The organism is Methylocapsa sp. D3K7 (assembly GCF_029855125.1).
In the GTDB taxonomy this organism is placed as follows: Bacteria; Pseudomonadota; Alphaproteobacteria; order Rhizobiales; family Beijerinckiaceae; genus Methylocapsa.
Genome location: NZ_CP123229.1, coordinates 1,129,248 through 1,154,548, shown reverse-complemented (window position 1 = coordinate 1,154,548; position 25,301 = coordinate 1,129,248). Strand labels below are relative to the sequence as shown.

Genomic DNA, 25,301 nt, shown 5'->3' with positions numbered 1-25,301 from the left:
GTGATAATTGAACGAACGTCTGCGCAGGTCCCGGCGTGTCCTTGCCTTGCAATTGAAGCTCGACAGACTGGCGGAATGGAGTCTCATCGACCTCCAATCACAGACTGCCGCCTCTACAAAGCAACAGTACGTGTTACATCGTATTATGTACGAAGGCTCTGATGTCGCGGGAACATTTTCTTCGGTGATAATGCGTAAACTACAGGCTATAGCGGAGAATCTTGCGGTTCTTGCAAATGAAGAGGAATTACAGCGAGGACGTCATCTAGACGAGCGTAGACGTCTGCGCCGCGCGGAAAAGGTTTGCGCGGATCTCGAATATGAAGTGGGATGCAAGGCTCTGGTGCGTCAACTCTGCGAAACAATAGAGGCTGCTCAACCGCGCAGTACATAAGCCTCCCGTAAGCCCGGTTAGCTACTGTCTACTGAGATTCAGTCAGCTGGGGAAATATACGGTGTCAATAAATCCCGCTTCGGATATCGTGCTTGATGTTGCAAAAGCGGTGGATCCAATAAGATTCAGAGTGGCGACTGAGAAACTTTCGGAAGGTAGCCCCACCCTCCGAATCCCTATGAAGGGTTTCGACCAGACGTTGGCCAGAGTTAATGCGATGCGGGAAGCGTCGAGGAATAGCTATGCGGTTGATAGCAGGGGGCATTTCGAAATACTCCCGCGCGGAGGGTCCCAGATGAAAGCGTACAAAGCTCTAGAACAACTTGTATTAAAAAACCTTGTGGAAACTATGCTTCCCAAGGACTCTGGTGTCCTTTATGGAAACGGTACAGCGGGTGATATTTGGCGATCTTTTCTGGCGGACCAATTGGCGACTCAAGTCGGAAAATCCATTGATCTCGGTGTTGTCCCAAAGTCAATACCGACCTCTAACTCAGATTCGAGACAGCTATTCCCCCGCAATAGTGTTCAAAAACTCACGGCTCACCGCGTGCCGCATTCTGAATCGATGTGATTTACTATGGAAAGTGAATTCGCGTCAGTGCTCCCCGAAAAACAAACGCTTGATTCCGGAGATCGCGCAGTCGCCGTACCGCTACGACGGTTGCCACAGTGCATAAATATTCATGAATCTGGAACGGGTGCCGACATGGCAATCATCTTTGATGCCTTCGTCAGCGCTGTTGGGAGACTTGAGGGGATACTCGAAAAAGAAACCACGATGTTGATCGAGCATCGGACGATTGCGCTAGAAGAGTTTAATCACAAGAAGCGTCACGGGCTTCTCGAATTGAGCCGAGCGATGGATGCGATGCGCGGGACTGATCACAATCGCTCTGCAAACGATCCAAAGTTGATTCTAGCAGGTTTGCGAGCAAAACTACAAAAGAATCTCGTAATGCTTCAAATGCATCTGGATGCAGTGGGTACGATTGCCGCAATTATCGCCGGCGCAATTCAAGAGCACGATTCGGATGGTACGTATGCACGAGAACTTGGCCGCAATGGCAGGTCGCGATGAATCGGTTAATTGCAATCGGGATTTGGATAATGGCCGTTACTTCGGCAGCCGCATATGTAAGTTCAAGCTGGGTGTCGCGGAACACCGACAGCAAAGCGCCGATCAAATGGGAAGGAAATCTCGAACGGCGGAAGACGATCCCGCTTAATGTTCCGATGATCTCGAATGGGGTTCTCGAAGGCTATATCGTGGCACAGTTCATATATCTTGCAGATGCACGGAATCTAAATGAATTGGCCATGCCTCCCGACGATTTTATTACCGACGAGGCGTTTCGGCTTCTTTATTCCAGCAAAGTGGATTTTGCGCATCTTGAAAAATATGATTTGCAGAATTTGACAACGTCACTCGCTCAAAAGATCAATCTTCGCTTTGGGAAGGAAATCATTAAAGAAGTTCTCGTGGAAGAATTTACCTATGTACCGAAACAGGATATTTCAAGATAGCCTAATCGATGTGAGCGAAAGCATTGCCAATACGTGGAATTGTAGTTGTATTTTATTAGGCTCTTTCGATTCAATTTGGAATAAGGTTATGTCGTCAATTATCGAATTCGGATGGGAAAAATCAACCGGATGAAAGGTCGATTCGATGCTTCTTGATAGGCTTACATGGATTGGTTACATGCTTGTGGCCCTGGGTTGGGCATTTCTAATTTCAGCGCCTCAGGTGAGTCAACTCGTCGAAAACCTGGCCGGACACACCATGAATGCAGACCATCTCAACCTGCTGATCATTGCTCTATGCACAGTACTTACCGGATTTGGAATAGCTATTGTAGGAGCGTTGCAGTCGGGGTTTAGCGCATTGAATAGATTTTTTGATTCGGTGCTTGAGAGAAACGCGCGATCCGGCGGGAATGTCCTTTCCGTCCGTCCATCGCAACCAAAAAAGATCATTGAGCGGGGCTGGGTGAAGGATCGCGCTTACTTACTCTTCATGGATGGGAGCGTCGAAATCGAGACGATGTTGGGCCGGCGTCTCTTTCCATCACTTCAGGATGCACAGGAGTTCATCGCGTGAGGTGATTGGCTTTCCAGAATATGCAAGTGCTGGTGGTTGTGGGCACGAGAGTTAGTTGGCATTAGACATGGAAAGAAAAAAACGGCATAGACCAAGCGGTGGTACTGGAACGCTCCTACAGCAGATGCCGCGACAGTACAGGGCAAACCTTGCTGGTCCGGTGAATCAATCTTTTTTGGGAAGCGGCCAGTCGAGGGATATAGATGCTGTTCTTGCGAAGAAGCTTACTTTCATGGCGGATCGAGGGCTGGTCGCTATGGGTGTTGTTGCGGCGCTCGGCTCAGTCGCTTTCGCCGCTTTCATGATTGGTGAAGGTAACAGCCTAGAAAGGCTGAAGAAGCGAGAAATTTCTAGATCTTTCGCGCGCGGATTTCTCGGCAAGCCCCATACATCGGCTGGATCGGCCAGCAAATCCAATCATAGGCCGGCAACCTATTCGACCATCGACTACGATATCACCGGCTCGATTTCGAAGAGCGGCGATGGAGTTACGGGTCAAAAAATTGCGTCCGATTTCGCAAACAACGAAAGCCCTCCATCAGCAGATGCGAGCAAGTACAATACCTATATATTGCGGTTCGTCTACAAGGAAACTGCTTTGCTGCAGATCAATCATGATTTGTATGTTGCACGGCGCGGGACGAGGCTCCCTAAAGCGGGGAGGGTTCTGTCGGTCGAAAGGCGGGGTAATCAGTGGAGGGTCGTAACGACGACACAGACTTTCACTCGAATTAAGGACGACACACCTTAGGATTATATCGTTTGATATGCTGTCGTTCGGCCACCATCCCGCTGGCATTTCATTCCTCTATCAGGGCAATATCATTTCTAGGATTTGCGCGTTCCGCTAAGATTGAGCAGTGATCGCTAGGAACGAGGGGAGATAGCGTTGGTGAATGCTGCGGATAACGCCTGCATTCGAGATTAACCGGCTTCGTTATGGTAGTAAGCCGCCTCCGCTATAAGAACACTAAAAGCAACGAATTTCGGCCTCGGCCTCCGCACGGCGGAGATCACCCAGCATAGCTCTAGATTGTTCGCTGGCGCGGAACATCGTTCCGATTTGTCCTTGCACCTGATCCATACTCGCCACGGTCTGCGCGGCCACATACTGGTTATAAGGCAACATCGAAGCGATCACATCGATGGAACAAGAGCAACGCTTCAGTGTATCAGGTGTTTCCCCATTGGTTTTCATGCAGACAAAAACATAGTCAGCGCGAACTTCCGTAGGATAGTCGTTTGTATCCGCCGGAGCAAACGAAGTAAAGGCAGTAAAGATCAGAAGGCTTGCGCCGGCGTGCAGCAATATTTTAGATCTGCCGCTTTGTCGTGCTTCGTGGCGACAGGTGCGGTTGATCTCGGGTTTAGCTGGCTTCGCTGCGAGGGTCACCCTGTGTTTCTTTGGTGTCATTGCGGAGATCTCCGTTTGATTATCTCCTGATATATTTTGTTTGCCAAATTTCTGCCCATGCGGCTGTCCTTCTCCTTTGCAGCTTATTTAGCTTAATCGTGACCATGACCAGTGAAAATCTTTTAGCAAATTGAATGCCCACCTTTGACCAGGGAAAATGCCTTTAAGCCAAATGGCACTATTATTCACTTTATAATTTTGGTAGCTTTGCGCCACATTGCCGACCTCTCAACCGTGATAAAGTTCCCACATGCAGAAAATCGCTGAGACCGAGGATTTTGCCAGCTACCTCGATCAGATGGTGACGCTGGACCCGCGTCTAAGCGGGACTGCCTGCGTTCTTCGCGCGATTGAGGCGGCTGCCATTGAAATGTCCGATCTGATCAGCCTTGGACGTTTGTACGGTCAACTTGGGGCAAGCCGCGGCAGCACGAACACGGACGGCGATGTTCAGAAGGAACTCGACGTCCTGGCCAATGATTTGTTCATTGACGCTTTCAAAGGGTCGCCAGTCGCGGCGGTTGTTTCCGAAGAATTGAGTGAACCCCTAGTATTGGATCCTGCAGGGCACCTCGTGGTTGCGATGGACCCTCTCGACGGTTCGTCGAATATCGACGCCAATATTTCGATCGGCACCATTTTTTCGATTCTTCCTATGATTGCGGATGCAAATGGACCCGAGGCCCATTTCCTGCAAACTGGGCGAATGCAACTCGCCGCCGGCTTTGTTGTGTATGGGCCACAGACCTCACTTGTCTGCGCCTTCGAGAGCGGACCTACTCAGATCTTCATCCTTGATCATCGCGCCCGCCGCTTTATCCGCGCAGTATCGGGTCCCGTCGTCGGCACGGAGTACGCCGAATACGCGGTTAATTCTTCGAATTACAGATATTGGGACCCGCCGGTTCAGGCATTTATCGACGACTGCGTACAAGGAACTGACGGCCCGTTGAAGCGCAACTACAACATGCGATGGACGGGCTCTCTTGTCGCCGATGCCTATCGGATTTTGCTACGGGGGGGAATTTTTCTTTATCCCGGCGATCAAAGGACCGGTTATAAAGACGGGCGCCTTCGACTTCTTTACGAAGCCAATCCGGTTGCATTTGTCGTCGAACGCGCGGGAGGGCGGGCGACCAATTGTGTACATCCTATACTTGACATTGTGCCTTCCGCCATCCACGCCCGCGTGCCGCTCGTATTTGGTTCTTCAGACACGGTTGAACTCGTCACCCGCTATCATAGCGATCCGCAATTTTCAGCTGAGCACGCGCCGTTATTTGGCAAACGCGGGCTCATGCGCATTTAAGAAATGCGGGGCTGAAATAAGAGGATCACGTGTCAGCGAGATATCCGATCATTTCGGTAACCGGATCCTCGGGAGCGGGAACGACTTCTGTCAAGCGCACTTTTGAACAAATTTTTCGTCGTGAAAATATCACGGCGGCATTTATCGAAGGGGACGCGTTTCATCGCTACGATCGTGATGAAATGGAGGCCGTTATGTCCAGAGAGGAAATGAACGGCAACCGGCATTTCAGTCATTTCGGTGAAAATGCCAATTTACTCGAGGAACTCGAGGGGGTATTTCGTAGCTATAATGACTCCGGGACCGGCAAGACCCGGCACTATGTCCATGATAGTGAAGAGTCATTGCGCTATAATTGCCCGATCGGAAGCTTTACCGAGTGGGAAGCTTTGCCCCGGAACAACGATCTTCTATTTTATGAAGGTCTGCATGGCGCGGTTAAAACAGACAAAGTGAATATTGCTCAATATCCGGACCTGAAAATCGGGGTGGTCCCTGTCATAAACCTGGAATGGATACAAAAAATTCATCGAGACCGTTCCGCTCGCGGCTACGCGACGGAAGAGGTCATGGAAACGATGTTGCGGCGAATGCCCGATTATATCCGTTACATTTGTCCGCAGTTCACCGAAACGGACATTAATTTCCAGAGGGTTCCGACGGTGGACACTTCAAATCCTTTCGCCGCGCGTTGGATTCCCACTGCTGACGAATCGATGGTCATTATCCGGTTTGCAAAACCACGCGGGATTGATTTTCCGTATCTCCATTCGATGATCCGTGACAGTTTCATGTCGCGCGCAAATTCGATCGTGATTCCGGGCAACAAGCTCGATCTGGCGATGCAGTTGATTTTAACTCCTTTCGTTCTTCAACTTGTCGAAAGGCGCCGCCGCGCGAACCCGTGACGGAGGATGGTGATTAAACATTTGCTCGGTGTATTGAAAAGTAAGACAAGGGCAAATGTTTGCAGCTGCCGGAAATCGCGGCATCGCTCAAGGTTTTACCGGCCCCATGCCCGGCGTGAATTATGCATGAACCGGTAAAGCAAATTTTGGAGGGCTTGACGCCAGGAGCCCCAGGCGCGGCCTAATACTTGACGGAGTATATTCCATGGCCCGTATCACTCTTCGCCAATTGCTTGACCACGCGGCCGAGCATAACTATGGCGTTCCAGCCTTTAATATCAACAATATGGAGCAGGGCTTGGCGATCATGGCGGCGGCGGCCGCCACCGATTCCCCGGTTATTATCCAGGCGAGCCGTGGAGCCCGTTCTTATGCGAACGATATCGTACTGGCGAAGTTGATCGACGCATTGATCGAGTTATATCCGGACATACCCGTGTGCATGCACCAGGATCACGGAAATAGCGAAGCGACCTGCTTCACGGCAATTCAATACGGATTTTCATCAGTCATGATGGATGGCTCGCTCGAAGCTGATGGCACAACGCCAGCCAGCTATGATTATAATGCGGGGATTACGGCCAGGGTCGTCGAAGTGGCGCATGCCGTCGGGGCTTCGGTCGAAGGTGAGCTTGGTGTCCTTGGTTCGCTTGAACATGGATCAGGCGAGCAAGAAGATGGGCATGGTGCCGAAGGCAAGCTCAATCGCGACCAGCTCTTGACCGACCCTGATCAGGCCGTTGATTTCGTGACAAGGACAAAGGTGGACGCGCTAGCGATCGCGATGGGCACCTCGCATGGCGCCTATAAGTTCACCCGTAAACCTGACGGTGATATTCTATCGATGCGGGTCATCGAAGCGATCCATGCTAAACTTCCCAATGTTCATCTCGTGATGCACGGATCGTCATCGGTTCCACAAGAACTGCAAGATCGTTTCAATGCCTATGGCGGCGCCATGCGGCAGACCTATGGTGTGCCCGTGGAGGAGATTGTGCGGGGGATCAAACATGGCGTGCGTAAGGTGAACATCGATACCGATTGTCGTATCGCAATGACCGCCGAGCTCCGCCGCGTTGCTCAAGAAACGCCGGGCGAGTTCGATCCCCGAAAATTCCTGAAACCCGCGATGGAGGCCATGCGGGAGGTTTGCCGGCTACGGTTTGAGCAATTCGGGACTGCCGGAAATGCCTCGAAGATCAAGGTCCTGCCAATGTCCGTCATGGCCAAGCGCTATGCATCTGGCAGCCTCGATCCCCAAGTGAACTTACGGCGCAGCGCAGCGGAGTAGGCCGGAGAGCTTTGATGAACATAGCCAGTGAGAACCCAAAAAAGCCGGAGAGGCTAGGCAGGGCGATTGGCAGCCCGACTATGAGCCAAGGGACACCGTCGGTGTCGCGTGAGATCTAATGACGATAGACGCGCTGGATGTGCTCGCGGGCCGCGTCTTCGACTTGGATCAGGCAACTGAAGGGCCGGACTAAATTGACACCTCTTGTCATCGCCCCGTCGATTCTGTCCGCTGATTTCGCGAAGCTCGGCGAGGAAATCAGTGCCATCGTGGAAGCTGGCGCCGACTGGATTCATATTGACGTCATGGATGGCCACTTCGTCCCCAACATCACGGTTGGACCGGCCATCGTGCGCGCTTTGCGCCCGTTTACCAAGATCCCATTCGACGTGCACCTTATGATCGCACCTTGCGATCCCTATCTTGCCGCCTTCGCGGAAGCCGGGGCGGATTCGATCTCGATCCATGTCGAAGCGGGGCCGCATCTTCATCGATCGCTGCAAGCGATCCGAGTGCTTGGCAAAAAAGCTGGTGCTGTGCTCAACCCGGCGACGCCAGTGTCAAGCCTCAAACACGTCCTCGATCTCGTCGATCTGGTGCTGGTTATGTCGGTCAATCCCGGCTTTGGTGGCCAGGCCTTCATTGGTTCGACTGTAGACAAGGTCGCCGAACTGAAGGCAATGATAGGTGCCCGGCCGGTCCGCATCGAGGTCGATGGCGGAATTGCTCCAAGAACAGCTGGTCTGGTCACGGCAGTGGGTGCCGACACGCTGGTTGCGGGATCCGCCATCTTCAAGGGCGGTCCAAGCCAATACGCATCAAACATCGCAGCGATTCGCGCGGCAGCCGCTCAACAAAACGGACGTGATGCGGCGTAAGTGGCCATCTTACAAAAACGTTTCACGTGAAACACTTTGGTACGATTGTCATGAGCCAAAAGTACATCGCGTGGCGCGGCAGAGTATGAAATTTTGTAAAAACAGGCGTCCTTACGCCGCGGCCGTGGTCTCTCACACCCTTTCTCTAGGCTTTTCTAGATGTTATGCGAGCGCAGCATTTCAAGCGTGAGGAGAGAACATGAGCGAGATTTGGCTGCGTACAGGCGAAGCGACGGTTCTAGCTTCGGAGGGGCAATTCACTGATGCCATGCCCGAGGTGATGATCGGCCATGTCAATGGTCCCGTGGGGCACGCTTTCGCCGCGATGGCAGGACAGGTGGCTGGTCATCCGCGCATGTTTGTGATCCGCGATCTCAACCAAATGGTACGCCCAGCGACAATGATGACAACCAAAATGACGGTGCGTTCCGAGGACTATGTCGAATTGCTCGGCGGGATCGTGCAGGCAGCGACCGGCGATGCTATTGTGGATTGCCTAGCGGAAGGGGTTCTGCCGCAGGACCGGGCGGATGAGCTTTGCATGATTATCATGCTCTGGCTCGATCCTCGTTGCGCCACAGACAAGAACCTCGATAGGCACGATCTTTATCGCACCAATTACGAAGCAACGAAACTCGCGATCGCCCGCGCCATGAAAGGCGAACCCACCGTTACGGAACTAATCGCCAACCGGAAGACCATTCACCATTACGCCTTGGAAGGCATGTTCGAGGATTAGCCCTACCGCGCTTGCCGGCGAAAATTTCTTACGAGCGAAGCGCGCAGTGCGGGCGATTTTCGACCTGCCGAGTGTCGAGGGGTGAGAGCGTTGCCGCAATTCGTGGATGCGGCCATGGCTCGGCAAGTCAGACCGGATACCTGCTAAGATTTATTCAATGCGTTTTTTATGAAAAGCTCCCTCAGAAAGCTAAAGCTAAAGGGTTCCGTGAAGAACGGGGTCCTATTTGTCTAATTGGTTGAAATAAGTAAGTTTTCTATTAGAACAAATAATGAATATACCAATAGATTTACAAATTTTGTTACGTTTGTAAGCTTTACTGTAGAACAACGTCAGATATTATTATTAACTAGAACTATCTTGTATTTTGTAAATCTCTTTCTGGTCACAATCTCAATGTATCTGCACCCTGTCGTTCACAGAAAAGGGCAGATGTGTTGAGATTATCAAGTGTAACAACTATCGCATTCTCGTTTATATCACTATTCTCCACGGTTTCTCATGCCAGTTCTCATGAGGGAACTTTCATCAAAGCCTCGTTCTATTCGTCCGGTAGCCGAACGGCCTCGGGAGAGCGATTCGATCAACATGGGTTTACAGCCGCGAGCAGAACCTTGCCATTTGGCACGCGGCTTCAGGTGACCAATCCCGCAACAGGCCGCTCGGTGATCGTGCGTATTAACGATCGAGGCCCCTTCGTACGGGGGCGTGATCTCGACCTCGCGAAGGGAGCCGCAGCCGCAATCGGAATGATTGAACAAGGGACGGCAACCTTGAAGATCATTCGGCTGAGCGAGTCCGCTGCAACCGACCTCTAAAATCCTTAGAAAATTAGCCACGGCGCCCATCGCCGGGGAAATCGTCGTATTGAGCCGTTGATCTCAGTGATCGACCGATTTCGGGGGCGGCATTCAAGCCGCCCCTTGAACCAAAAGCTGCCCGAACATCCAAACCGATGAGTTATCGCGGGTCGGCCCAGACAGACCTAATACTACGGAAACTTGGCCTCTCCCCTTGCCGCCGCAGCTGCTGCTTGCTACATAGCAGCCCTAAACCCTGTTTCTTCCGCCGTCCCAGCGCCGGCCCGCTCTTGAGCGGTGGTTTGTCGTAATGCCGACAAACGATGGCGGATAGAAGCGCAACCAACCCAAACCCCCGGCGCCGCCCGCATTCGGGCAATCAGGAGAACAAATGACTTCCACCAATACCTACGCGCCTTCGCGCGAGGATTTTGCGGCACTTCTCGATGAAAGCTACGGCCAGAACGAAGCCTTCGAGGGGTCGGTTATTAAGGGCCTCGTCGTTGCGATAGAAAAAGACGTTGCCGTCATCGATCTCGGTCTAAAGACGGAAGGCCGTGTCCCGCTAAAGGAATTTCAAGGCCCTGGGCGCGAGGGCAAGCTCGCTGTCGGTGACGAGGTCGAGGTTTATCTTGAGCGGATCGAAAACGCGCTTGGTGAGGCCGTCATCTCGCGTGACAAGGCGCGGCGCGAAGAGAGCTGGGTCAAACTCGAGAAGGCCTTCGAGAAACAAGAGAAGGTCGAGGGCATTATCTTCAATCAGGTGAAAGGCGGATTTACCGTCGACCTTGATGGCGCCGTCGCGTTTCTGCCGCGCAGTCAAGTTGACATCCGTCCGATCCGCGATGTGACGCCGTTGATGCAAACGCCGCAGCCGTTCCAAATTTTGAAGATGGATCGCCGCCGTGGCAATATCGTCGTTTCGCGCCGAACCGTACTTGAGGAATCCCGCGCCGAACAGCGGCATGAAATCGTCGCAAATCTCGCCGAAGGTCAGGTGATCGACGGTGTCGTGAAGAACATCACCGATTATGGCGCCTTCGTTGATCTCGGCGGCATTGATGGGCTCCTACATGTGACGGACGTCGCCTGGCGGCGTGTCAATCACCCAACCGAGGTCCTGTCCATCGGCCAGACGGTACGTGTCAAAATCATCAAGATCAATCACGACACCCATCGGATCTCGCTTGGCATGAAGCAGCTCCTCGAAGATCCTTGGCAGAACATCGAGGCGAAATACCCGCTCGGTGCGCGGTTCCAAGGCCGGGTGACGAACATCACCGATTACGGTGCGTTCGTTGAACTTGAGCCGGGAATCGAAGGGCTTATCCATGTCTCGGAAATGTCCTGGACCAAAAAGAACGTGCATCCCGGCAAGATCGTTGCGACGAGCCAGGAGGTTGAGGTTCAGGTTCTCGAAGTTGATCCCGTCAAGCGCCGTATTTCGCTCGGCTTGAAGCAGACCCTTGTCAATCCTTGGGAAGCGTTCGCCGAGAAATATCCGGCCGGTTCGGAAGTCGAGGGCGAGATCAAGAATAAGACTGAATTTGGTCTTTTCATCGGTCTCGACGGCGATGTCGATGGCATGGTTCATCTCTCCGACCTGGATTGGACCAAACCCGGCGAACAAATTATTGAGGCCTTCAAGAAGGGTGATACCGTCAAAGCCAAAGTCCTCGATGTTGATGTTGAGAAAGAGCGCATTTCGCTTGGCATCAAACAGCTCACCTCCGATCCGTTCGCGGTGCAGCCGCCTGGCGACACGAGCGTGAAACCCGGAGATGAGGGCCCGGACATTAAGAAAGGGTCGGTCGTCACTTGCGAGGTTCTGGAAGTGAAAGAGAGCGGAATCGATGTCAAGATTATCGGGACAGATTTGACCGCCTTCATCAAACGTATCGAACTCGCCAGGGACCGGGCCGATCAGAAGACCGAGCGCTTCGCTGTTGGTGAGAAGGTCGATGCAAGGGTCACCGTTTTCGACCGCCGCGCCCGCAAGATTTCTGTCTCGATCAAAGCCCTGGAAGTGGCTGAGGAAAAGGAAGCGATTGCGCAATATGGATCCGCTGATTCCGGTGCCTCACTTGGCGATATTCTCGGTGCCGCGCTAAAGGCGCGAGAGGACGCGCCTAAAAAAGACACGAAGGCAAAGACGGACGATTGAAAATTCGTGCGGTTAGAGTTTTAGCGGCTCCTGGCCCGCGCGGATATTTCGCGCGGGTTTTTTGTGATTTTAAGAGGTTCCCGAGGTTGATGGCTTTGTTGCGGAAGCCGAGGCCGCGTTTCAGTCGTCTCGTTCCTCTGCTTGGGTGCGTTTTGGCGCGCTAGGAAGAGGGTAGGGTGCTAAGCAGGGGCTAAAGAGACAGGCTCTGGTGGAATTATCTCCGGCGGGTTGTCCGATCAACGCAAACCTGCTTTAGTTACGATCCAAGAGTAAGCCGCTGGCTCGAGCCCGGCGGCGCCGGAAAATCCCCGACCAGTGAATTGCTATGGCATCACCCTTTTTTGCGGATTACCTTGCGGAGCGCCGGAGTTTGCAGCGCAGAGTGTCCTATTGGCGCATTGCTGCGTTCTCGGCGCTGATCGTGGCCCTTATTGTTTCGGGTCTTCGCCTTTTTGGGACGGATGCGTCCTTGAGCTTCACCCCCCATATTGCGAGACTTGCGATTGAAGGAATCATCACGGGCGATCGCGAAACATTGAAATTGATTCAAAAAATAGAGGATTCCAAGAGCGTTGCGGCGGTTCTGATTACAATTGACAGCCCGGGCGGCACCACTTCGGGAGCGGAACGGCTCTACGATGCCATCCGTCGCCTCACGGCCAAGAAACCAACGGTTGCTGTGGTCGGCAGCATGGCGGCCTCCGGCGGCTATATCGCTGCTATTGGGGCTGATCAAATTTTTGCGCTCGGCAATGCTCTCGTTGGCTCCATCGGGGTGCTGGTGCAATATCCGAATTTTACCAAATTGCTCGACACGGTGGGGGTGAAAGTCGAGGATGTGAAATCCTCACCGCTCAAGGCGTCGCCGAACGGGTTTGAGCCAACGAGCCCCGAAGCGCGGGCCGCACTCGCCTCGCTCGTCGATGATAGTTTTACTTGGTTCAAGGCGCTCGTAAAGGAGCGCCGGGCGATGTCGGACGAGCAACTGCAGGTCGTCTCGGATGGCCGGGTATTCACTGGCCGGCAGGGAATGGAAGTGCATCTCGTCGATCGTCTCGGCGGAGAGCGAGAGGCCATCGATTGGCTTCAAAAAGAGAAAAATGTAACGAAAGATTTGCCGGTACGGGACTGGAAACAGGACCGCACATTGGAACGTTTGGGCATCTTGAGCTTTTCAGCACGCGCCGCCGAAGCCCTGGGTCTTGGCGGTCTGAGCGTCGTTCTTGACCATGCCGCGAAGAGCGCACAAGAGCGTATGCTTGACGGTCTATTGTCGATTTGGCAAGTTAACGGGACCAATTGAAACTACGAAGAAAATTTTTCTGGACGGGGCCCATGATCAAATCCGAGCTTGTACAGCGGATTGCCAATCGTAATCCGCATCTTTACCTTCGCGACGTCGAGAAAATCGTCAATGCTATTCTTGATGAGATCACGAATGCGCTATCTCGAGGCGATCGTGTCGAATTGCGCGGATTTGGGGCTTTCTCCGTCAAACACCGGGATGCGAGAGTCGGCCGCAACCCGCGCACGGGAGCGCATGTGCCGGTGAACGAAAAGACCGTTCCATTTTTTAAGACCGGCAAGGAAATGCGGGAACGCTTAAATAAGACTCAGGGTATCTGAGCCTCATTCATAGCACCGGCAACGCTTTGAGAATGGGCGTCCGGAACAAACATATGTCAGGGCCAAGAAGAATTCCGCCCTATTTTGCAGCAGTCGCCGCACTTGCTACGGTTTCCGCTACAGGCACCTTACCAACCGGTGAAAAATCCTTTAGAAGCGCGCGGTATGGGACGAATCCGAGGGCCGCCGCAAATGAAGAGTTTTTTAAAATACCTTTTTCTCATCCCTGTCGCGCTCATTGTGTTGGCATTGTCAGCCGCCAACCGGCATTCGGTGACAATATTTCTAGACCCTTTCGCTGGCCACACGTCGGAAGGAACCCAAATCGTGGTGCCACTGTACATTGTCATGCTTCTTGCGGCGATGTTCGGAATAGTACTTGGCGGTGTGACGACCTGGCTGGAACAAGGAATGTACCGTCGTGCGGCGCGCCGGGCCCGGAGCGAAGTGAACGCTTTGCGTGGGGATCTCGCGCGTTTATCCTCGGGACGCCCGACTGAAAAACAGAAAATCTCGTAAAATTGCAGGGTCGAGTTCAGGCGGTCGCTAACTCTGCGCGGGCTTTATAATCATATATTTCGCTATATTGATGCCGGTAACGTAGCATGAGCGTCCTTGTCAAAATCTGCGGTCTTACAACGGAGGCGGGGCTTGACGCGGCGCTTGCGTGTGGCGCCGATATGGTCGGCTTTGTGTTTTTTGACAAAAGTCCAAGGCATGTCTCGTTAGAGCTTGCTGCTACTCTCAACCGGCGAACCGCGAAGCGGGCGTGCAAGGTCCTGCTGACGGTCGATGCTGGCGACGCAACGCTCGCGGCGGCCATCGCCGCGCTTGATCCCGGCCTCCTTCAATTGCACGGGAGCGAAACGCCAGAACGGGTCGCGTCAATTCGCGCCCGTTTCGGGCTGCCTGTGATGAAAGCGATGGCAATTTGGCGAGCCGAGGATCTGTCTGATGTTCCGCGTTTCGACGCCGTCGCCGATTACTTGCTGTTCGATGCAAAACCGCTCCGGCCTATGGGACAGCCTGGAGGCAATGGAGAGATTTTCGATTGGAGCTTACTTGAGTTGATCGAAACGAAGAAACCTTGGCTGCTGGCCGGTGGTCTTAATGCAGCCAATGTGGCGGATGCGTTGGCCCAGACCCATGCGCAAGGTGTCGATGTATCTTCCGGCGTCGAAAGTGCGCCAGGTGAAAAAGACCGGCGTAAAATAGCGGCGTTCGTCTCTGCGGTACGGCGGGCGGATGCAATGTTTGGTAGGGCCACGCAGAGCTGTTAATGCTGCGGCGGCCCGTGGTGCCCGGCAGGATCACGTACTGATCGAATATCAAGCGAGAAAGGTAAACGCGGTGCCCGTCGCACTCAATTCGTTTCGCTCCGGTCCCGACGAGCGTGGCCATTTTGGTTTGTTCGGCGGCAGGTTCGTCGCCGAAACCTTGATGCCGCTGATCCTCGACCTTGAAAAACATTACAACGCAGCCAAGCAGGATCCGGCATACAAGGCCGAGCTTGACAATCTTCTGACCCATTATGTCGGGCGGCCGAGTCCGCTCTATTACGCCGAACGCATGACTGACTTCGTCCGCCAAAAGGCTGCTGCCGCAGGGCGGCCAGGCGGCGCCAAGATTTACTTCAAGCGCGAAGAGCTGAACCATACCGGCGCGCATAAGATCAATAATGTGCTCGGCCAGATTCTCCTCGCCCGGCGGATGGGCAAGACGCGGATCATCGCGGAGACAGGCGCTGGCCAGCATGGCGTCGCGACGGCGACCGCTTGCGCCAGATTTGGGCTCGAATGTATCGTCTACATGGGTTCGGTCGATGTCGAGCGGCAGAAGCCAAATGTCTTTCGCATGAACCTCCTCGGTGCCAAGGTCGTGCCGGTCGAATCTGGGGCAAAGACCTTGAAGGATGCGATGAACGAGGCGTTGCGTGACTGGGTCACCAATGTCGCGGATACATTCTATTGCATTGGGACGGCCGCTGGCCCGCATCCCTATCCGGCCATGGTCCGCGATTTCCAATGTGTAATCGGTGAGGAAACAAAAGTGCAGATGCAGGCCGCCGAGGGGAGGCTCCCGGATTCGCTTTTTGCCTGCATCGGGGGTGGCTCCAACGCCATCGGCTTGTTTCATCCCTTTCTCGACGATCCCTCCGTGGAAATCTATGGAGTCGAGGCTGCGGGCTTTGGGCTCGACAAAAAACACGCAGCGTCGCTTGCTGGCGGCAGGCCGGGTGTCTTGCACGGCAACCGGACATATTTGTTGATGAATGCTGACGGGCAGATTGAGGAGGGGCATTCGATCTCGGCTGGCCTTGATTATCCGGGCATTGGTCCTGAACATTCTTGGCTGAAAGAAAGCGGCCGAGTCACTTATCTCTCCGCCACCGATGCGGAAGCACTTGCGGCGTTTCAGCTTTGCGCGCAGTTGGAGGGGATTATCCCGGCTCTTGAACCCGCGCATGCGCTGGCCAAAATTTTGGACATCGCGCCAACAAAGCCCGAGGATCATTTGCTGGTCGTCAATATTTCAGGGCGCGGTGACAAGGATATTTTCACGGTCGCCGATCATCTGGGCGGGATGGCGGCTTCCCCTCAGCAATGAAACCGCGGTCGTCCATGAAAGCTCCCTTTTTGTCCGCACCGATAATCGGTTTGAGGAGGAGCTAAGGATCCTGCAAATTGGATAGTCGCGCGTTCCGTCGAGAACGCAGGCCGATATTGACGAACAATTTCAAGCAATGATTTTGGTCTGGTTGGCGGTTTCGATAGGACACTTCGCGGCGATCATGAGTGCGAGATGTTCACGTATGAACGGACTCGTTCGTGCGCTGGACCGGCGCGAGCGTCGCAAACAGAGCGTCGTCTTCGTTTTCGGTGACATTGGGCGTCGTGAGCAACGCTTCACCATAAAAAATCGAATTTGCTCCGGCGACCATGCAAAGGATTTGCGCTTCGCGGCTCAACACGGATCTGCCGGCCGAAAGACGAACCCTTGCCGCCGGTAAAACAATACGCGTAGTTGCGACCATCCGCACAAACTCGATCGGGTCGATTCTCGATTCCTGCCCAAGAGGCGTTCCCTCGACGGGAACCAACGCATTGATCGGCACGCTTTCAGGATGCGGATCGAACCCCGCCAATATTTGCAGCATGGACGCGCGGTCCCTGACGCTTTCGCCCATCCCTATAATACCGCCGCAGCACATTTGAAGCCCGGCGGCGCGGACGGCTCGTAAGGTCGCGAGCCTGTCCTCGTAGGTACGGGTCGTCACGATATTTGGGTAGAATTCTGGGCCTGTGTCGAGATTGTGATTATAGGCGGTCAGCCCCGCTTTTTGAAGCCGCCGCGCTTGGTTCTCGTTCAACATGCCGAGTGTCACGCAGGCCTCCAGCCCGAGCGCTCTGACGCCGTGCACCATATCGAGCACCGCGTCGAAAGCCACGCCATCGCGGACGTTGCGCCAGGCCGCTCCCATGCAAAAGCGGTCAGCTCCGGCCGCTTTCGCGCGCGCGGCGATGCCGAGCACGGCATCGGTTGTCATCATATCGATCTTGTCGAGATTCACCTCGCGGTAATGCGCGGATTGCGGACAATAAGCGCAATCCTCAGGGCAGCCACCGGTTTTAATGCTGAGAAGACTCGCCTTCTGGATATCGCTGACTGCGTGAATATTCCGGTGAAGGCTGTTTGCCCGCGAGATCAGGTCAAGCAATGGCAAATCGTGAACCGCGACGATTTCATCGGTGGTCCAATCATGGCGAAAAAACTGGCCGGTTTCTGCAAGGGTCATTTGTCGATTCCGATGGTCCCGCGAGGCCGCCGGAAGTCGACCCTCGCTAACCGTAGACTGATGCTATTTTAAAAGTCTTCTGGTTTTTTCCACTTGGGCCGGTGAGAGACACATCGAAGGTTGATCATCTTAAGGGGCGCGATGTGGGAGTCCGGCTCGGACGAGTCCAAAAACTGCGAAAACTTTGCGAGGCAGAGGAGATGTCGGTCGAAATCAGACCCGCTATATAACCTAGTTCAAGGCTTGCGATAAGTAGGGCGACTTTCGTTATCGAATTTAACATAGGGTACCCGGCAAACCCCGCCTTCATCAAGATAATCGCAAAGATGAGTGCACTGGCAGGAATGAGAATCAGCACCTTAAAAAATCTGCCCAATAGAGCCCCCAAAAAGGCTCCTCCCGTGATCAGAATTTCCATTTTGATGCCTTCCTTCCTGGCTATTTTTCTTATTTAAGGCTTATGTTTTTCTTTCACTATCCACCGAAATACATGCTCACGTAAAGTCTCATTTTAGGACACATTCAGCATTGAGCGAATCGAGGGCCGTGGAAAGACCAGATAAGGGGACAACACCGTCCAACACAGTTTCTCTGTCGGCTACCTTTATTTCAAGCTCTGATGCTGATCGCCACGGACCTAGCAGCGAGACAGTAGCATCGCTGGGTAAAAGTATTCCGGCGCCTGTAGAAATTATGGATCCTTCAAATTGGAACACCTGCCCAGATGTCCGTAGGGTGACTTGCGGTCGTGCGCGAGGAGGAAAAGGCTCGACCACCACGATGATAATCTCGATGTTTTGCTTTCCACATTGCAACATGAGGCCTGCCAAACGTGGATCGGATCGCTCAAAATCAATCGTATGCAGGATTGCGGATGCTCCTGGCTCACCATTTGGTCCTGTGCTTCTCACGAGGCGCCAAGAAGGACCCGTACTTGCGGCATTTGTTTGTTCGCTTGGCCTAGAATTTTCACTGACGGGAGCCGTATCTTTGATGGTGTTAGTACCGGGTACATCAGTAAATTCAGCCGCCGAGACGGGACTGTCGAAAAGATTAGCAGCTATAACAAGTAGAAGCCAAAGGCTAAAACGGATTGGCCGAGGACTTGAAACATAGAACTGGAGAAGAAATTTTAGAATTACCAACGTTGCGCAATCTTCGGAAAAGGCACATTCATAATTCTGTTTAATACTACTGCAACCACGGCGCATATTACGCATCAACATCGTAACCTATGTCAGCGACCAGGGGTCGTGGGTGCGAGCGAGGCTTGAGAAAGCGCCAATTTGATGATAGAAGAAACAAAAATGTAAACGAATTGAATCGTTGCGAGGGCAGGGCTTGTCTGGAAGTGAGATAAGTCTTCAATTGTCAATTTACGAGAGGCTATCGGATGTTTTTAAGCCGATTGAGTGATATTATAGAACCTTTGCATCGCACCGAAAAAAAATCGCGAATTTTTACCCATTTAAATATCTCCTACCAAAAAATTGAAATCGCCGCTCGAATCGTCGATTTGATGCTTGTTGGCCTTGCTAGTGTTATTGGACGAAGCGTTTGCCAACACGTTTGGCACAATGACTTCGCGGCTGCTGGAGTTTGTCTCGGCGCTGGGCTCATGAATGGCTTGCTATACATTTATGCGGTCAACATGCGTGGACTATATCGCCTGCCAGTACTGCTTGTGCCTCTTCCCTATTTTAGCCGGCTCATCGCGATCTTTGCCTCAACGGCTCTTCTGGCGATCGCGTCCGTGCCGTTACTGAGAGGAAATATCGAGTCGTCTTTGTGGCCCTTGGGTTCAACTTTATTGCTCCAACTCATTTTCCTGATCATTTCCCGCTGGTCATTTGCCAATGTAACGCGTTCCATTCTTGCAGCGGGAAACCTCGACGGACGCCGTGTTGTGTCGATCGGGGAAACAGGGGAATTGATGGGATTGAGCGCAGATTGTTTGTTGCAGTGCTTCGGCTGCAAAGAAGTCTCCCGTGTTTTTTTAGCTACGAAAAGAGGCTGCCGCTCAGATGAAATGCTTGCCGACCTCGACGGCGCAATCGCCGCAGCTACGGAACAGGGTGCCGAGGAATTCTTAATCGTGATTCGCTGGTGCAGTCAGGAACTGCTCGAAACGGTTCGTTCCCGCCTTCGCGCGTCTCCGCTGCCAGTCCGGCTTTTGCCTGATCATAGCATGAGAACCCTTCTTGGGCAGCGTAGCGAGTTTACGAACGCATTGCTTCTGCCTGTTACAATCCAAAGATTGGCTTTGACTTCTTTCGAGAGAGCACTCAAGCGGGCACTCGACATTGTGGTTTCGGCGACCGCTATAATTTTTTTCTTGCCGCTTTTTTTGGTCGCTGCGATCGCTGTCAAGCTTGATAGCACTGGCCCAGTCATATTCCGTCAGCGTCGAAGCGGTTTCAATGCCAAGGAATTCGTCATTTATAAATTCCGGACGATGACGGTTTTAGAAGACGGACCAGTAGTCACACAGGCTTGCCGTAACGATATACGCTTTACTCGCATTGGTAGATTTTTGCGCCGGTCCAGTCTCGACGAACTGCCGCAACTCTTTAACGTACTTAAGGGTGACATGTCCTTGGTCGGCCCAAGGCCGCACGCACTTGCTCATGATGATGAATATAGGACGCATATCGCCGATTATAGCTTCCGTCATCATGTTAAACCGGGAATGACGGGATGGGCACAAGTGAATGGACTGCGGGGTGAAACCGCAAGCTTCGAGCAAATGGCCGAGCGTGTGAAATTCGACTTATGGTATATTAACAATTGGTCGCAGGGGCTTGACCTCAATATTATGTTGCGGACTTGTTTTGAGGTTTTACGCGACCGGGCATATTGACGGTCCAAAGCATGTGGCTGCTATGGTGCAATTGCGACTTTAGGCGAAATCGATTGATGCCGAGCCTAAGTGGCTAAGGAAGGTCCCCTTTGGGAGTCAATTGTAGTGTCTCCCCTTCCGCGAAGATCGCCTCGAAGCGATACTCGAATGACTTCGCCGCTGCTTCGCTATCGATGATAAGAAGATCATTGTCTTGCTGCTTTAGCCCCGAGGCAGAAAAGTTTGCGGCGCCGGTGCGCAACCATCGGCCGTCAATTTGGTAGCTCTTTAGGTGCATCAAAGGAGATTTTGGCCGCTTGAAACGTACGTCGATTTGAGGTGTCGCGAGCAATTCCTGAAAAAGTAGCGTGGGCTCCCGCTCGCCTATTCTTCTTCCATCTAAATATAGGCGCACTTTGACTCCTCTTTTGGCGGCTCTAATCAAAGCTCGCATAACTGGCCAATCCGTTAACACATACACCGCGAAGTCGATATTGTGCTCCGCCCGGTCGATCAGCGTGCTATCAGTGCACTCCAAATTTTCCACCGGAGAATAGTGGATAGCGGGTTCAGGATCAGCGAAGCATGCGGCATACGAAAATAGCGAAATAGTGGTACCAACGAATAGGCTCAAGCCAGCATCCAAAAAAGGCCGAATGACAAAGAGGCCCATAATTCTGTCCAAGCTACAGCATTGAGTTGGAATAGCTGGTAGCACACTCGTCTTTCCTGGGCCTGGTATTAAGGCGATCTATGGTCGCCGTAAGCCGGACACGCGGTCCGCGCGAATTCCCGGAGGCTATTCCATGACTGAAACGACTTCACCGATAATCAGACGCGCCAGTGGCCATCCGCTGCTGCCGGATCGCCTCGTCAGCGGTTACGAAGCCTTCCTAGGCGGGCGTTTTGCTTATGAACAAGAAAGATTTCATCACCTAGCTGAAGCGGGGCAAAATCCCCGGATCATGCTCATCGGCTGCTGCGATTCTCGCGTGTCACCGGAGGTAATTTTCGATGCTCGGCCCGGCGAGCTTTTTGTTGTACGTAACATAGCGAACATTGTCCCACCGTATGGCCCCAGCGATGGGTTGCACGGGACTTCGGCCGCGTTAGAATTCGGGGTGATGGGTTTGGGGGTCGAGCATATTGTGCTCATGGGACATGCTAACTGTGGTGGTGTGCGGGCCTTCGCACGCAACGAGGCGAGTGCCGGTCAGGTGCCGCTCTCGCCTGGTGATTTCATAGGAAAATGGATAAGTCTGCTGGGTCCCGCAGCGGCTCGCATTGCTCCCGAAAACTTCTCGGGCGACGATTATGTCGAGCATTTGGCACTCGCGTCGATCGTCGAAGGGCTCAACAATTTACGCAGTTTTCCTTGGATCTTGGAACTCGAACAACAGGCAAAACTTAGTCTGCATGGTGCCTTTTTCGGAATCGCGAAGGGAACTTTGTTTGCATTAGACGAGGTGACTGGACATTTCGAGGCTGTGGCTACGGAGGCGCAGCGCTTCGCCCATGACCGGCCACGCTGACTTCAAGTGTGGCGGCTTGGGGCGCGCTGGAGAATGGGACAAAATTGATGTTCATGATTGTTCCTTTAGGAGTCCCCAGTCGAGAATCGGTATATTTCGATACGGTTCCAATTGGGGAACTTTTTTCTGCGGCGGTCAAAGCCCGATCGAGGGCTTACGCTCCTTACTCGGGGTTTGCTGTCGGCGCCGCTGTCCGTACCCAGTCGGGCGTAATTTTCTCAGGCGCGAATGTCGAGAATTCCGCTTTTCCTGTCGGCACTTGCGCGGAAGCCGCAGCTATTGCCGCCATGATTGTTGCCGGTGAACGACGAATTGCCGAGGTACTGATCGTCGCAGAAGGCAATGCATTGGTCACACCATGCGGGGCCTGCCGCCAGCGTATTTACGAATTCGCCGAGGCGGACGCCAAGATATATGTCGCTGGAATTGTTGGCATTCGAGCTGCCTATACTATGGGAGCGCTTCTTCCTGTAGCCTTTGGCCACAGCATAAAGAAAGCCAGCCAGACATGAGCAACGAGGCAAGCCGGTCACACGCCGGTTGTCGCCCCGCGGAACGCCGTGACAACGGAAAATAAGGAGAATTTTGCGCCATCTGGCGCTCGATCAGCAAAAATAGACGTATAATCAAAAGCCTCCAACCGAGACTTTGAATCACGCATCACTATTCGATGTTACTGCGATGGCTTATTACGAAATGTCTTGGTATGAGAAGGCAAAGACTGTTTCAGGGACCATCCGCACCGTTAACAGCCTCTCAAGCGGGATATGATCAAAAACCGGGGGAATTCTCATAACTTGATCTATACTGAGCACTTGAATTCTTGGCTTAGGGGGTCGACAACGGAGTTCGACCAACTACCATTTCATAAAAAAGCCCCAGCTTAACGCCAGGGCCCTTGCATATGTACGGTCGTGCTCTTAGGCCGCGCGAAGATTTCCCGCTGCAGATTTGCCGGTGCGTTTATCGGCAATGACTTCGTAGGCGATTTTCTGACCTTCCTGCAGATTGCGCAATCCTGATTGTTCTACGGCGCTGATGTGGACGAAAACATCCTTGCCACCGTCGTCCGGCTGTATGAAGCCGTATCCTTTGTCCGGGTTAAACCACTTCACAGTTCCCGTAGTCATAGAAGCTATCCTTAGAGTCGTAGAGAAAAACAGGCGTCCGTTCATGGGGACGCCGGACGTTGTATCGGGGTTTTGAGGAGGAGGTCGTCAGCAGACGCAAAAATGCGAGGCCAAACCGTCGGCAAAAACACGACACTCCACAATGTATGTGCTAACGGGAGGCAAAACAAGGGGTATTATCGATTTTCGTGCAGAGTCAGACTGATTAGGTTCAAACGTTTGCGGCCCCAAGTAACTGCGCTACATTATTCTGTAAATTCTTTTAACTATTGGCGCAAGAAGACTTTAATTGCAAGTTATCTGAAATTATTTCCATTAAATACTGTATATAATTAATAATTATGATAATCATTAGTATTGATGAGTTTGTTTGTACATTAACAGATAGACAGATTGCCACGATAAATGAATCAAATAATTTTTAATAACTTGGTCTATATAAAATATTATCATATTATCATGAAATTATGGGTAGTGTCTCAGTTTGAAATTGACTGCCGTCAATTAAAGCGCTGCCACAATCGCATGACGGATGCGTGGCCATTGCTGAAATTTCAGTGACGATGTAGCCTCCCGCGCCGTTCGTGATAGAGGCGCGGGATTGTCATTCTTAGATAAAGAAACCATCGATGCCGTATCCAGCTTAGCTTCTGCTTTTGGCGTGCCTGGGGCGGCTTTGCTAATAATAACAATAGGGATCGCAATTAAAATCGATAAATTAGGGCTGATTGTTAAAGGAATTATCAAAGACTTTCATGATCATTCTCGCAAAAGTCGGGAGCTGGATCATCGCATCAAACGAGATTCTGACGCTATTGGTCTTGAAATTGCTCGCAAGCACGAGCAGGTAGTCAAACGTATCGAGAGGAAACCCGGCAAATGAGTATATCATTGGCGTTGGCTATCCTCATTCCCGTCTCTTTGGCGGCCGTGTGGGTGGCGTCGTTAGCAGTGAAGCGTGACCTTGAACGCTTGGCAAATCTCGACAAGTGGTCGAGGAAATATGCGTCATCGGCACGAGATTTACTGACAACTACTGGGTGTTTGCCGGCATCGATCATTGACGATCTTGCATTCTGGAATGGGGCTGTCGCAGACAAAAAGTTCCCATTTCTTTTTGCAATAGCTATAAGTGTAAAAAGACAGAAGTTACTTAATGGAGAAAGAACCTCTGCCATCAACAGTGATGATGAGCGTATATTTATTCAGCAAAATCCCGAGTTTGAAGAAAAATATATCAATACTTCGTTGAATGCATTCATGACAATTGGTTACTCACATTGGTTTTGGGGAGGTATTATACGCGCTGCTATGGCCGATATATTCGCTGAACATAAAAGGAGGCGGATAGAGAGATTTTCAAGAGCCGTTCAGAAAGAAGTTAGACTGACGAATCCCATCGCCTTAAATATAAAATGCCCGGCACCAATGTAGTATGCGGGGTGGGCACTATGCCTCACCCTTCTTATAGGTACCGCGTTTCTTGGACGGTGCGTCCGCATCCATCGCCTCGACAATTCCCGCCCAATCCATGACCGTCTCGCTTAGGCCAGCGGCCATTGCTGGGGTGACGCGCAAGCTCTTGTGAATGCGCATCCAATTGTACCAAACAGCATAGATTGCGACCATATGAGCATGGTTCTCGAACTTCTTGCTGAAAGCGTTCGTAAGCCTTGTAAACCGCCGATTGTGCATTCTCATTGTGAGGTTTGCGCGCTCAGCATAAGACGTGCTGACATGCTTCATATCCGGCGCGCCTTCGATAATGTCTTTCCGGCAGCCAACGCATTCGGCTGGGCTATAGCGGCCTTTGGCGCTCTCAGGGGACGCCCCATAAATCTTGTTCAGCATGGCATAATCAACATCTGCGCCGAACGCGCCTTCAACGGCCTCCAAATAGGCTCTGTGGCCGTCTGAAGTCAGTTGGATACGGTTCGCGATCCGCGAGGCCATATCCTCGATAAACCACTTGGCGCATTCGCCATCACGCCCGCCAACGAAATGCGAAATCAGCAACTTTGTGTCGGCTTCGATTGCCGTCCAAGTCCAAGTATCGCCGGCGCCATCGACCGGATTTTTCATCGCGGCTACGTTCTTTTGTTTGGCAGCGGTGAATGACCAGATTTCGTCCACCTGCACACGCTTTGCTTTCACGCCGCGAACTTTCTCATCGTGGAAGCCAGCACAAAAGCGCCCGGCATCCTCCAAGAGCTTCGAAACTGTGTTGATGCTCGTATCCGTGAGGCGCGAGACAGAACGCATCGAGGTGCCTTCGCAGAACATCGAAAGCATTTTGGCGCGCGTGGCAACAGGGAGCTTGTTCATAGCTCCTGTATATGAACTTTTATACTTACCGTCAAGTAAATAATTTCTGTTT

The 25,301-nt window shown here is 52.5% G+C and carries 30 protein-coding genes; 23 read left to right on the top strand and 7 right to left on the bottom strand.

What is annotated here, in order from left to right; translation table 11 throughout:
• The first annotated feature begins 7 nt into the window (after positions 1-7).
• The 6 genes from QEV83_RS05325 to QEV83_RS05300 all read left to right on the top strand — a co-directional run bounded on the left by QEV83_RS05325 (position 8) and on the right by QEV83_RS05300 (position 3,249).
• A complete protein-coding gene (locus tag QEV83_RS05325; protein ID WP_280130197.1) occupies positions 8-394 on the top strand; it encodes a hypothetical protein in 387 nt (128 codons plus the stop codon).
• 295 nt (positions 395-689) lie between these two features.
• Positions 690-968, top strand: coding sequence for a rod-binding protein (locus tag QEV83_RS05320; RefSeq protein WP_280130196.1), 279 nt, complete (start codon positions 690-692; stop codon positions 966-968).
• A 6-nt stretch (positions 969-974) separates the two neighbouring features.
• On the top strand, positions 975-1,475 hold the full coding sequence (locus tag QEV83_RS05315; RefSeq protein WP_280130195.1) for a hypothetical protein: 501 nt from the start codon (positions 975-977) through the stop codon (positions 1,473-1,475).
• Positions 1,476-1,504: 29 nt separating this feature from the next.
• Entirely contained in the window at positions 1,505-1,921 is a 417-nt protein-coding gene (locus tag QEV83_RS05310) for a hypothetical protein (RefSeq protein ID WP_280130194.1), read from the top strand.
• Positions 1,922-2,099: 178 nt separating this feature from the next.
• Positions 2,100-2,498: a hypothetical protein gene (locus QEV83_RS05305; protein ID WP_280130193.1), complete on the top strand. Its 399-nt coding sequence runs from the start codon at positions 2,100-2,102 to the stop codon at positions 2,496-2,498.
• Positions 2,499-2,553: 55 nt separating this feature from the next.
• A complete protein-coding gene (locus tag QEV83_RS05300; protein WP_280130192.1) occupies positions 2,554-3,249 on the top strand; it encodes a hypothetical protein in 696 nt (231 codons plus the stop codon).
• A 219-nt stretch (positions 3,250-3,468) separates the two neighbouring features.
• Here QEV83_RS05300 and QEV83_RS05295 read toward each other — a convergent pair whose 3' ends face one another.
• Positions 3,469-3,783 carry a hypothetical protein gene (locus tag QEV83_RS05295; protein WP_280130974.1) on the bottom strand — a complete coding sequence of 105 codons (315 nt, stop codon included), beginning with the start codon at positions 3,781-3,783 and terminating at the stop codon, positions 3,469-3,471.
• 379 nt (positions 3,784-4,162) lie between these two features.
• On the opposite strand from QEV83_RS05295, the gene QEV83_RS05290 reads away from it, so the two are divergent.
• The 12 genes from QEV83_RS05290 (at position 4,163) to trpB (ending at position 16,234) form a co-directional block, all read left to right on the top strand.
• Positions 4,163-5,221 carry a class 1 fructose-bisphosphatase gene (locus QEV83_RS05290; protein ID WP_280130191.1) on the top strand — a complete coding sequence of 353 codons (1,059 nt, stop codon included), beginning with the start codon at positions 4,163-4,165 and terminating at the stop codon, positions 5,219-5,221.
• Positions 5,222-5,250: 29 nt separating this feature from the next.
• The gene (locus QEV83_RS05285; RefSeq protein WP_280130190.1) at positions 5,251-6,129 is read left to right on the top strand and encodes a phosphoribulokinase; all 879 of its coding nucleotides are present in this window, start codon (positions 5,251-5,253) and stop codon (positions 6,127-6,129) included.
• 205 nt (positions 6,130-6,334) lie between these two features.
• A complete protein-coding gene (gene fba, locus QEV83_RS05280; RefSeq protein ID WP_280130189.1) occupies positions 6,335-7,420 on the top strand; it encodes a class II fructose-bisphosphate aldolase in 1,086 nt (361 codons plus the stop codon).
• A 194-nt stretch (positions 7,421-7,614) separates the two neighbouring features.
• Entirely contained in the window at positions 7,615-8,298 is a 684-nt protein-coding gene (rpe, locus tag QEV83_RS05275; protein WP_280130188.1) for a ribulose-phosphate 3-epimerase, read from the top strand.
• Between the two features lie 199 nt (positions 8,299-8,497).
• Positions 8,498-9,037, top strand: coding sequence for a formaldehyde-activating enzyme (locus QEV83_RS05270; protein ID WP_280130187.1), 540 nt, complete (start codon positions 8,498-8,500; stop codon positions 9,035-9,037).
• A gap of 476 nt (positions 9,038-9,513) precedes the next feature.
• The gene (locus QEV83_RS05265) at positions 9,514-9,855 is read left to right on the top strand and encodes a septal ring lytic transglycosylase RlpA family protein (protein ID WP_280130973.1); all 342 of its coding nucleotides are present in this window, start codon (positions 9,514-9,516) and stop codon (positions 9,853-9,855) included.
• Positions 9,856-10,228: 373 nt separating this feature from the next.
• The gene (rpsA, locus tag QEV83_RS05260) at positions 10,229-12,001 is read left to right on the top strand and encodes a 30S ribosomal protein S1 (protein WP_280130186.1); all 1,773 of its coding nucleotides are present in this window, start codon (positions 10,229-10,231) and stop codon (positions 11,999-12,001) included.
• Positions 12,002-12,326: 325 nt separating this feature from the next.
• A complete protein-coding gene (gene sppA / locus QEV83_RS05255; protein ID WP_280130185.1) occupies positions 12,327-13,304 on the top strand; it encodes a signal peptide peptidase SppA in 978 nt (325 codons plus the stop codon).
• A 32-nt stretch (positions 13,305-13,336) separates the two neighbouring features.
• The gene (locus tag QEV83_RS05250; protein ID WP_280130184.1) at positions 13,337-13,627 is read left to right on the top strand and encodes an integration host factor subunit beta; all 291 of its coding nucleotides are present in this window, start codon (positions 13,337-13,339) and stop codon (positions 13,625-13,627) included.
• An 84-nt stretch (positions 13,628-13,711) separates the two neighbouring features.
• Complete coding sequence (locus QEV83_RS05245) at positions 13,712-14,146, top strand: lipopolysaccharide assembly protein LapA domain-containing protein (protein ID WP_280130183.1); 435 nt, start codon at positions 13,712-13,714, stop codon at positions 14,144-14,146.
• 86 nt (positions 14,147-14,232) lie between these two features.
• Positions 14,233-14,907: a phosphoribosylanthranilate isomerase gene (locus tag QEV83_RS05240; RefSeq protein ID WP_280130182.1), complete on the top strand. Its 675-nt coding sequence runs from the start codon at positions 14,233-14,235 to the stop codon at positions 14,905-14,907.
• Positions 14,908-14,977: 70 nt separating this feature from the next.
• Positions 14,978-16,234: a tryptophan synthase subunit beta gene (gene trpB / locus QEV83_RS05235; protein WP_280130181.1), complete on the top strand. Its 1,257-nt coding sequence runs from the start codon at positions 14,978-14,980 to the stop codon at positions 16,232-16,234.
• A gap of 199 nt (positions 16,235-16,433) precedes the next feature.
• Here trpB and bioB read toward each other — a convergent pair whose 3' ends face one another.
• From bioB to QEV83_RS05220, 3 genes are all read right to left on the bottom strand, one after another.
• Complete coding sequence (bioB, locus tag QEV83_RS05230; RefSeq protein ID WP_280130180.1) at positions 16,434-17,423, bottom strand: biotin synthase BioB; 990 nt, start codon at positions 17,421-17,423, stop codon at positions 16,434-16,436.
• Positions 17,424-17,547: 124 nt separating this feature from the next.
• The gene (locus tag QEV83_RS05225) at positions 17,548-17,841 is read right to left on the bottom strand and encodes a hypothetical protein (protein WP_280130179.1); all 294 of its coding nucleotides are present in this window, start codon (positions 17,839-17,841) and stop codon (positions 17,548-17,550) included.
• Between the two features lie 88 nt (positions 17,842-17,929).
• A complete protein-coding gene (locus QEV83_RS05220) occupies positions 17,930-18,643 on the bottom strand; it encodes a hypothetical protein (RefSeq protein WP_280130178.1) in 714 nt (237 codons plus the stop codon).
• Between the two features lie 173 nt (positions 18,644-18,816).
• On the opposite strand from QEV83_RS05220, the gene QEV83_RS05215 reads away from it, so the two are divergent.
• Entirely contained in the window at positions 18,817-20,283 is a 1,467-nt protein-coding gene (locus QEV83_RS05215; protein ID WP_280130177.1) for an exopolysaccharide biosynthesis polyprenyl glycosylphosphotransferase, read from the top strand.
• A 73-nt stretch (positions 20,284-20,356) separates the two neighbouring features.
• On the opposite strand, the gene QEV83_RS05210 is transcribed toward QEV83_RS05215, so the two are convergent.
• Positions 20,357-20,935: a phospholipase D-like domain-containing protein gene (locus QEV83_RS05210; protein WP_280130176.1), complete on the bottom strand. Its 579-nt coding sequence runs from the start codon at positions 20,933-20,935 to the stop codon at positions 20,357-20,359.
• A gap of 133 nt (positions 20,936-21,068) precedes the next feature.
• Between QEV83_RS05210 and QEV83_RS05205 the strand changes: the two genes are divergently transcribed.
• A complete protein-coding gene (locus QEV83_RS05205; RefSeq protein ID WP_280130175.1) occupies positions 21,069-21,794 on the top strand; it encodes a carbonic anhydrase in 726 nt (241 codons plus the stop codon).
• Positions 21,795-21,847: 53 nt separating this feature from the next.
• Complete coding sequence (cdd, locus tag QEV83_RS05200; RefSeq protein ID WP_280130972.1) at positions 21,848-22,306, top strand: cytidine deaminase; 459 nt, start codon at positions 21,848-21,850, stop codon at positions 22,304-22,306.
• Between the two features lie 408 nt (positions 22,307-22,714).
• On the opposite strand, the gene QEV83_RS05195 is transcribed toward cdd, so the two are convergent.
• Entirely contained in the window at positions 22,715-22,924 is a 210-nt protein-coding gene (locus QEV83_RS05195; protein ID WP_280130174.1) for a cold-shock protein, read from the bottom strand.
• Positions 22,925-23,525: 601 nt separating this feature from the next.
• Here QEV83_RS05195 and QEV83_RS05190 point away from each other — a divergent pair.
• Complete coding sequence (locus QEV83_RS05190) at positions 23,526-23,807, top strand: hypothetical protein (protein ID WP_280130173.1); 282 nt, start codon at positions 23,526-23,528, stop codon at positions 23,805-23,807.
• Entirely contained in the window at positions 23,804-24,358 is a 555-nt protein-coding gene (locus QEV83_RS05185; protein WP_280130172.1) for a hypothetical protein, read from the top strand. Before QEV83_RS05190 ends, QEV83_RS05185 begins: the two co-directional genes overlap by 4 nt.
• A 15-nt stretch (positions 24,359-24,373) precedes the next feature.
• Here QEV83_RS05185 and QEV83_RS05180 read toward each other — a convergent pair whose 3' ends face one another.
• Positions 24,374-25,249, bottom strand: coding sequence for an IS1 family transposase (locus QEV83_RS05180; RefSeq protein WP_280130171.1), 876 nt, complete (start codon positions 25,247-25,249; stop codon positions 24,374-24,376).
• Between the last annotated feature and the right edge of the window lie 52 nt (positions 25,250-25,301).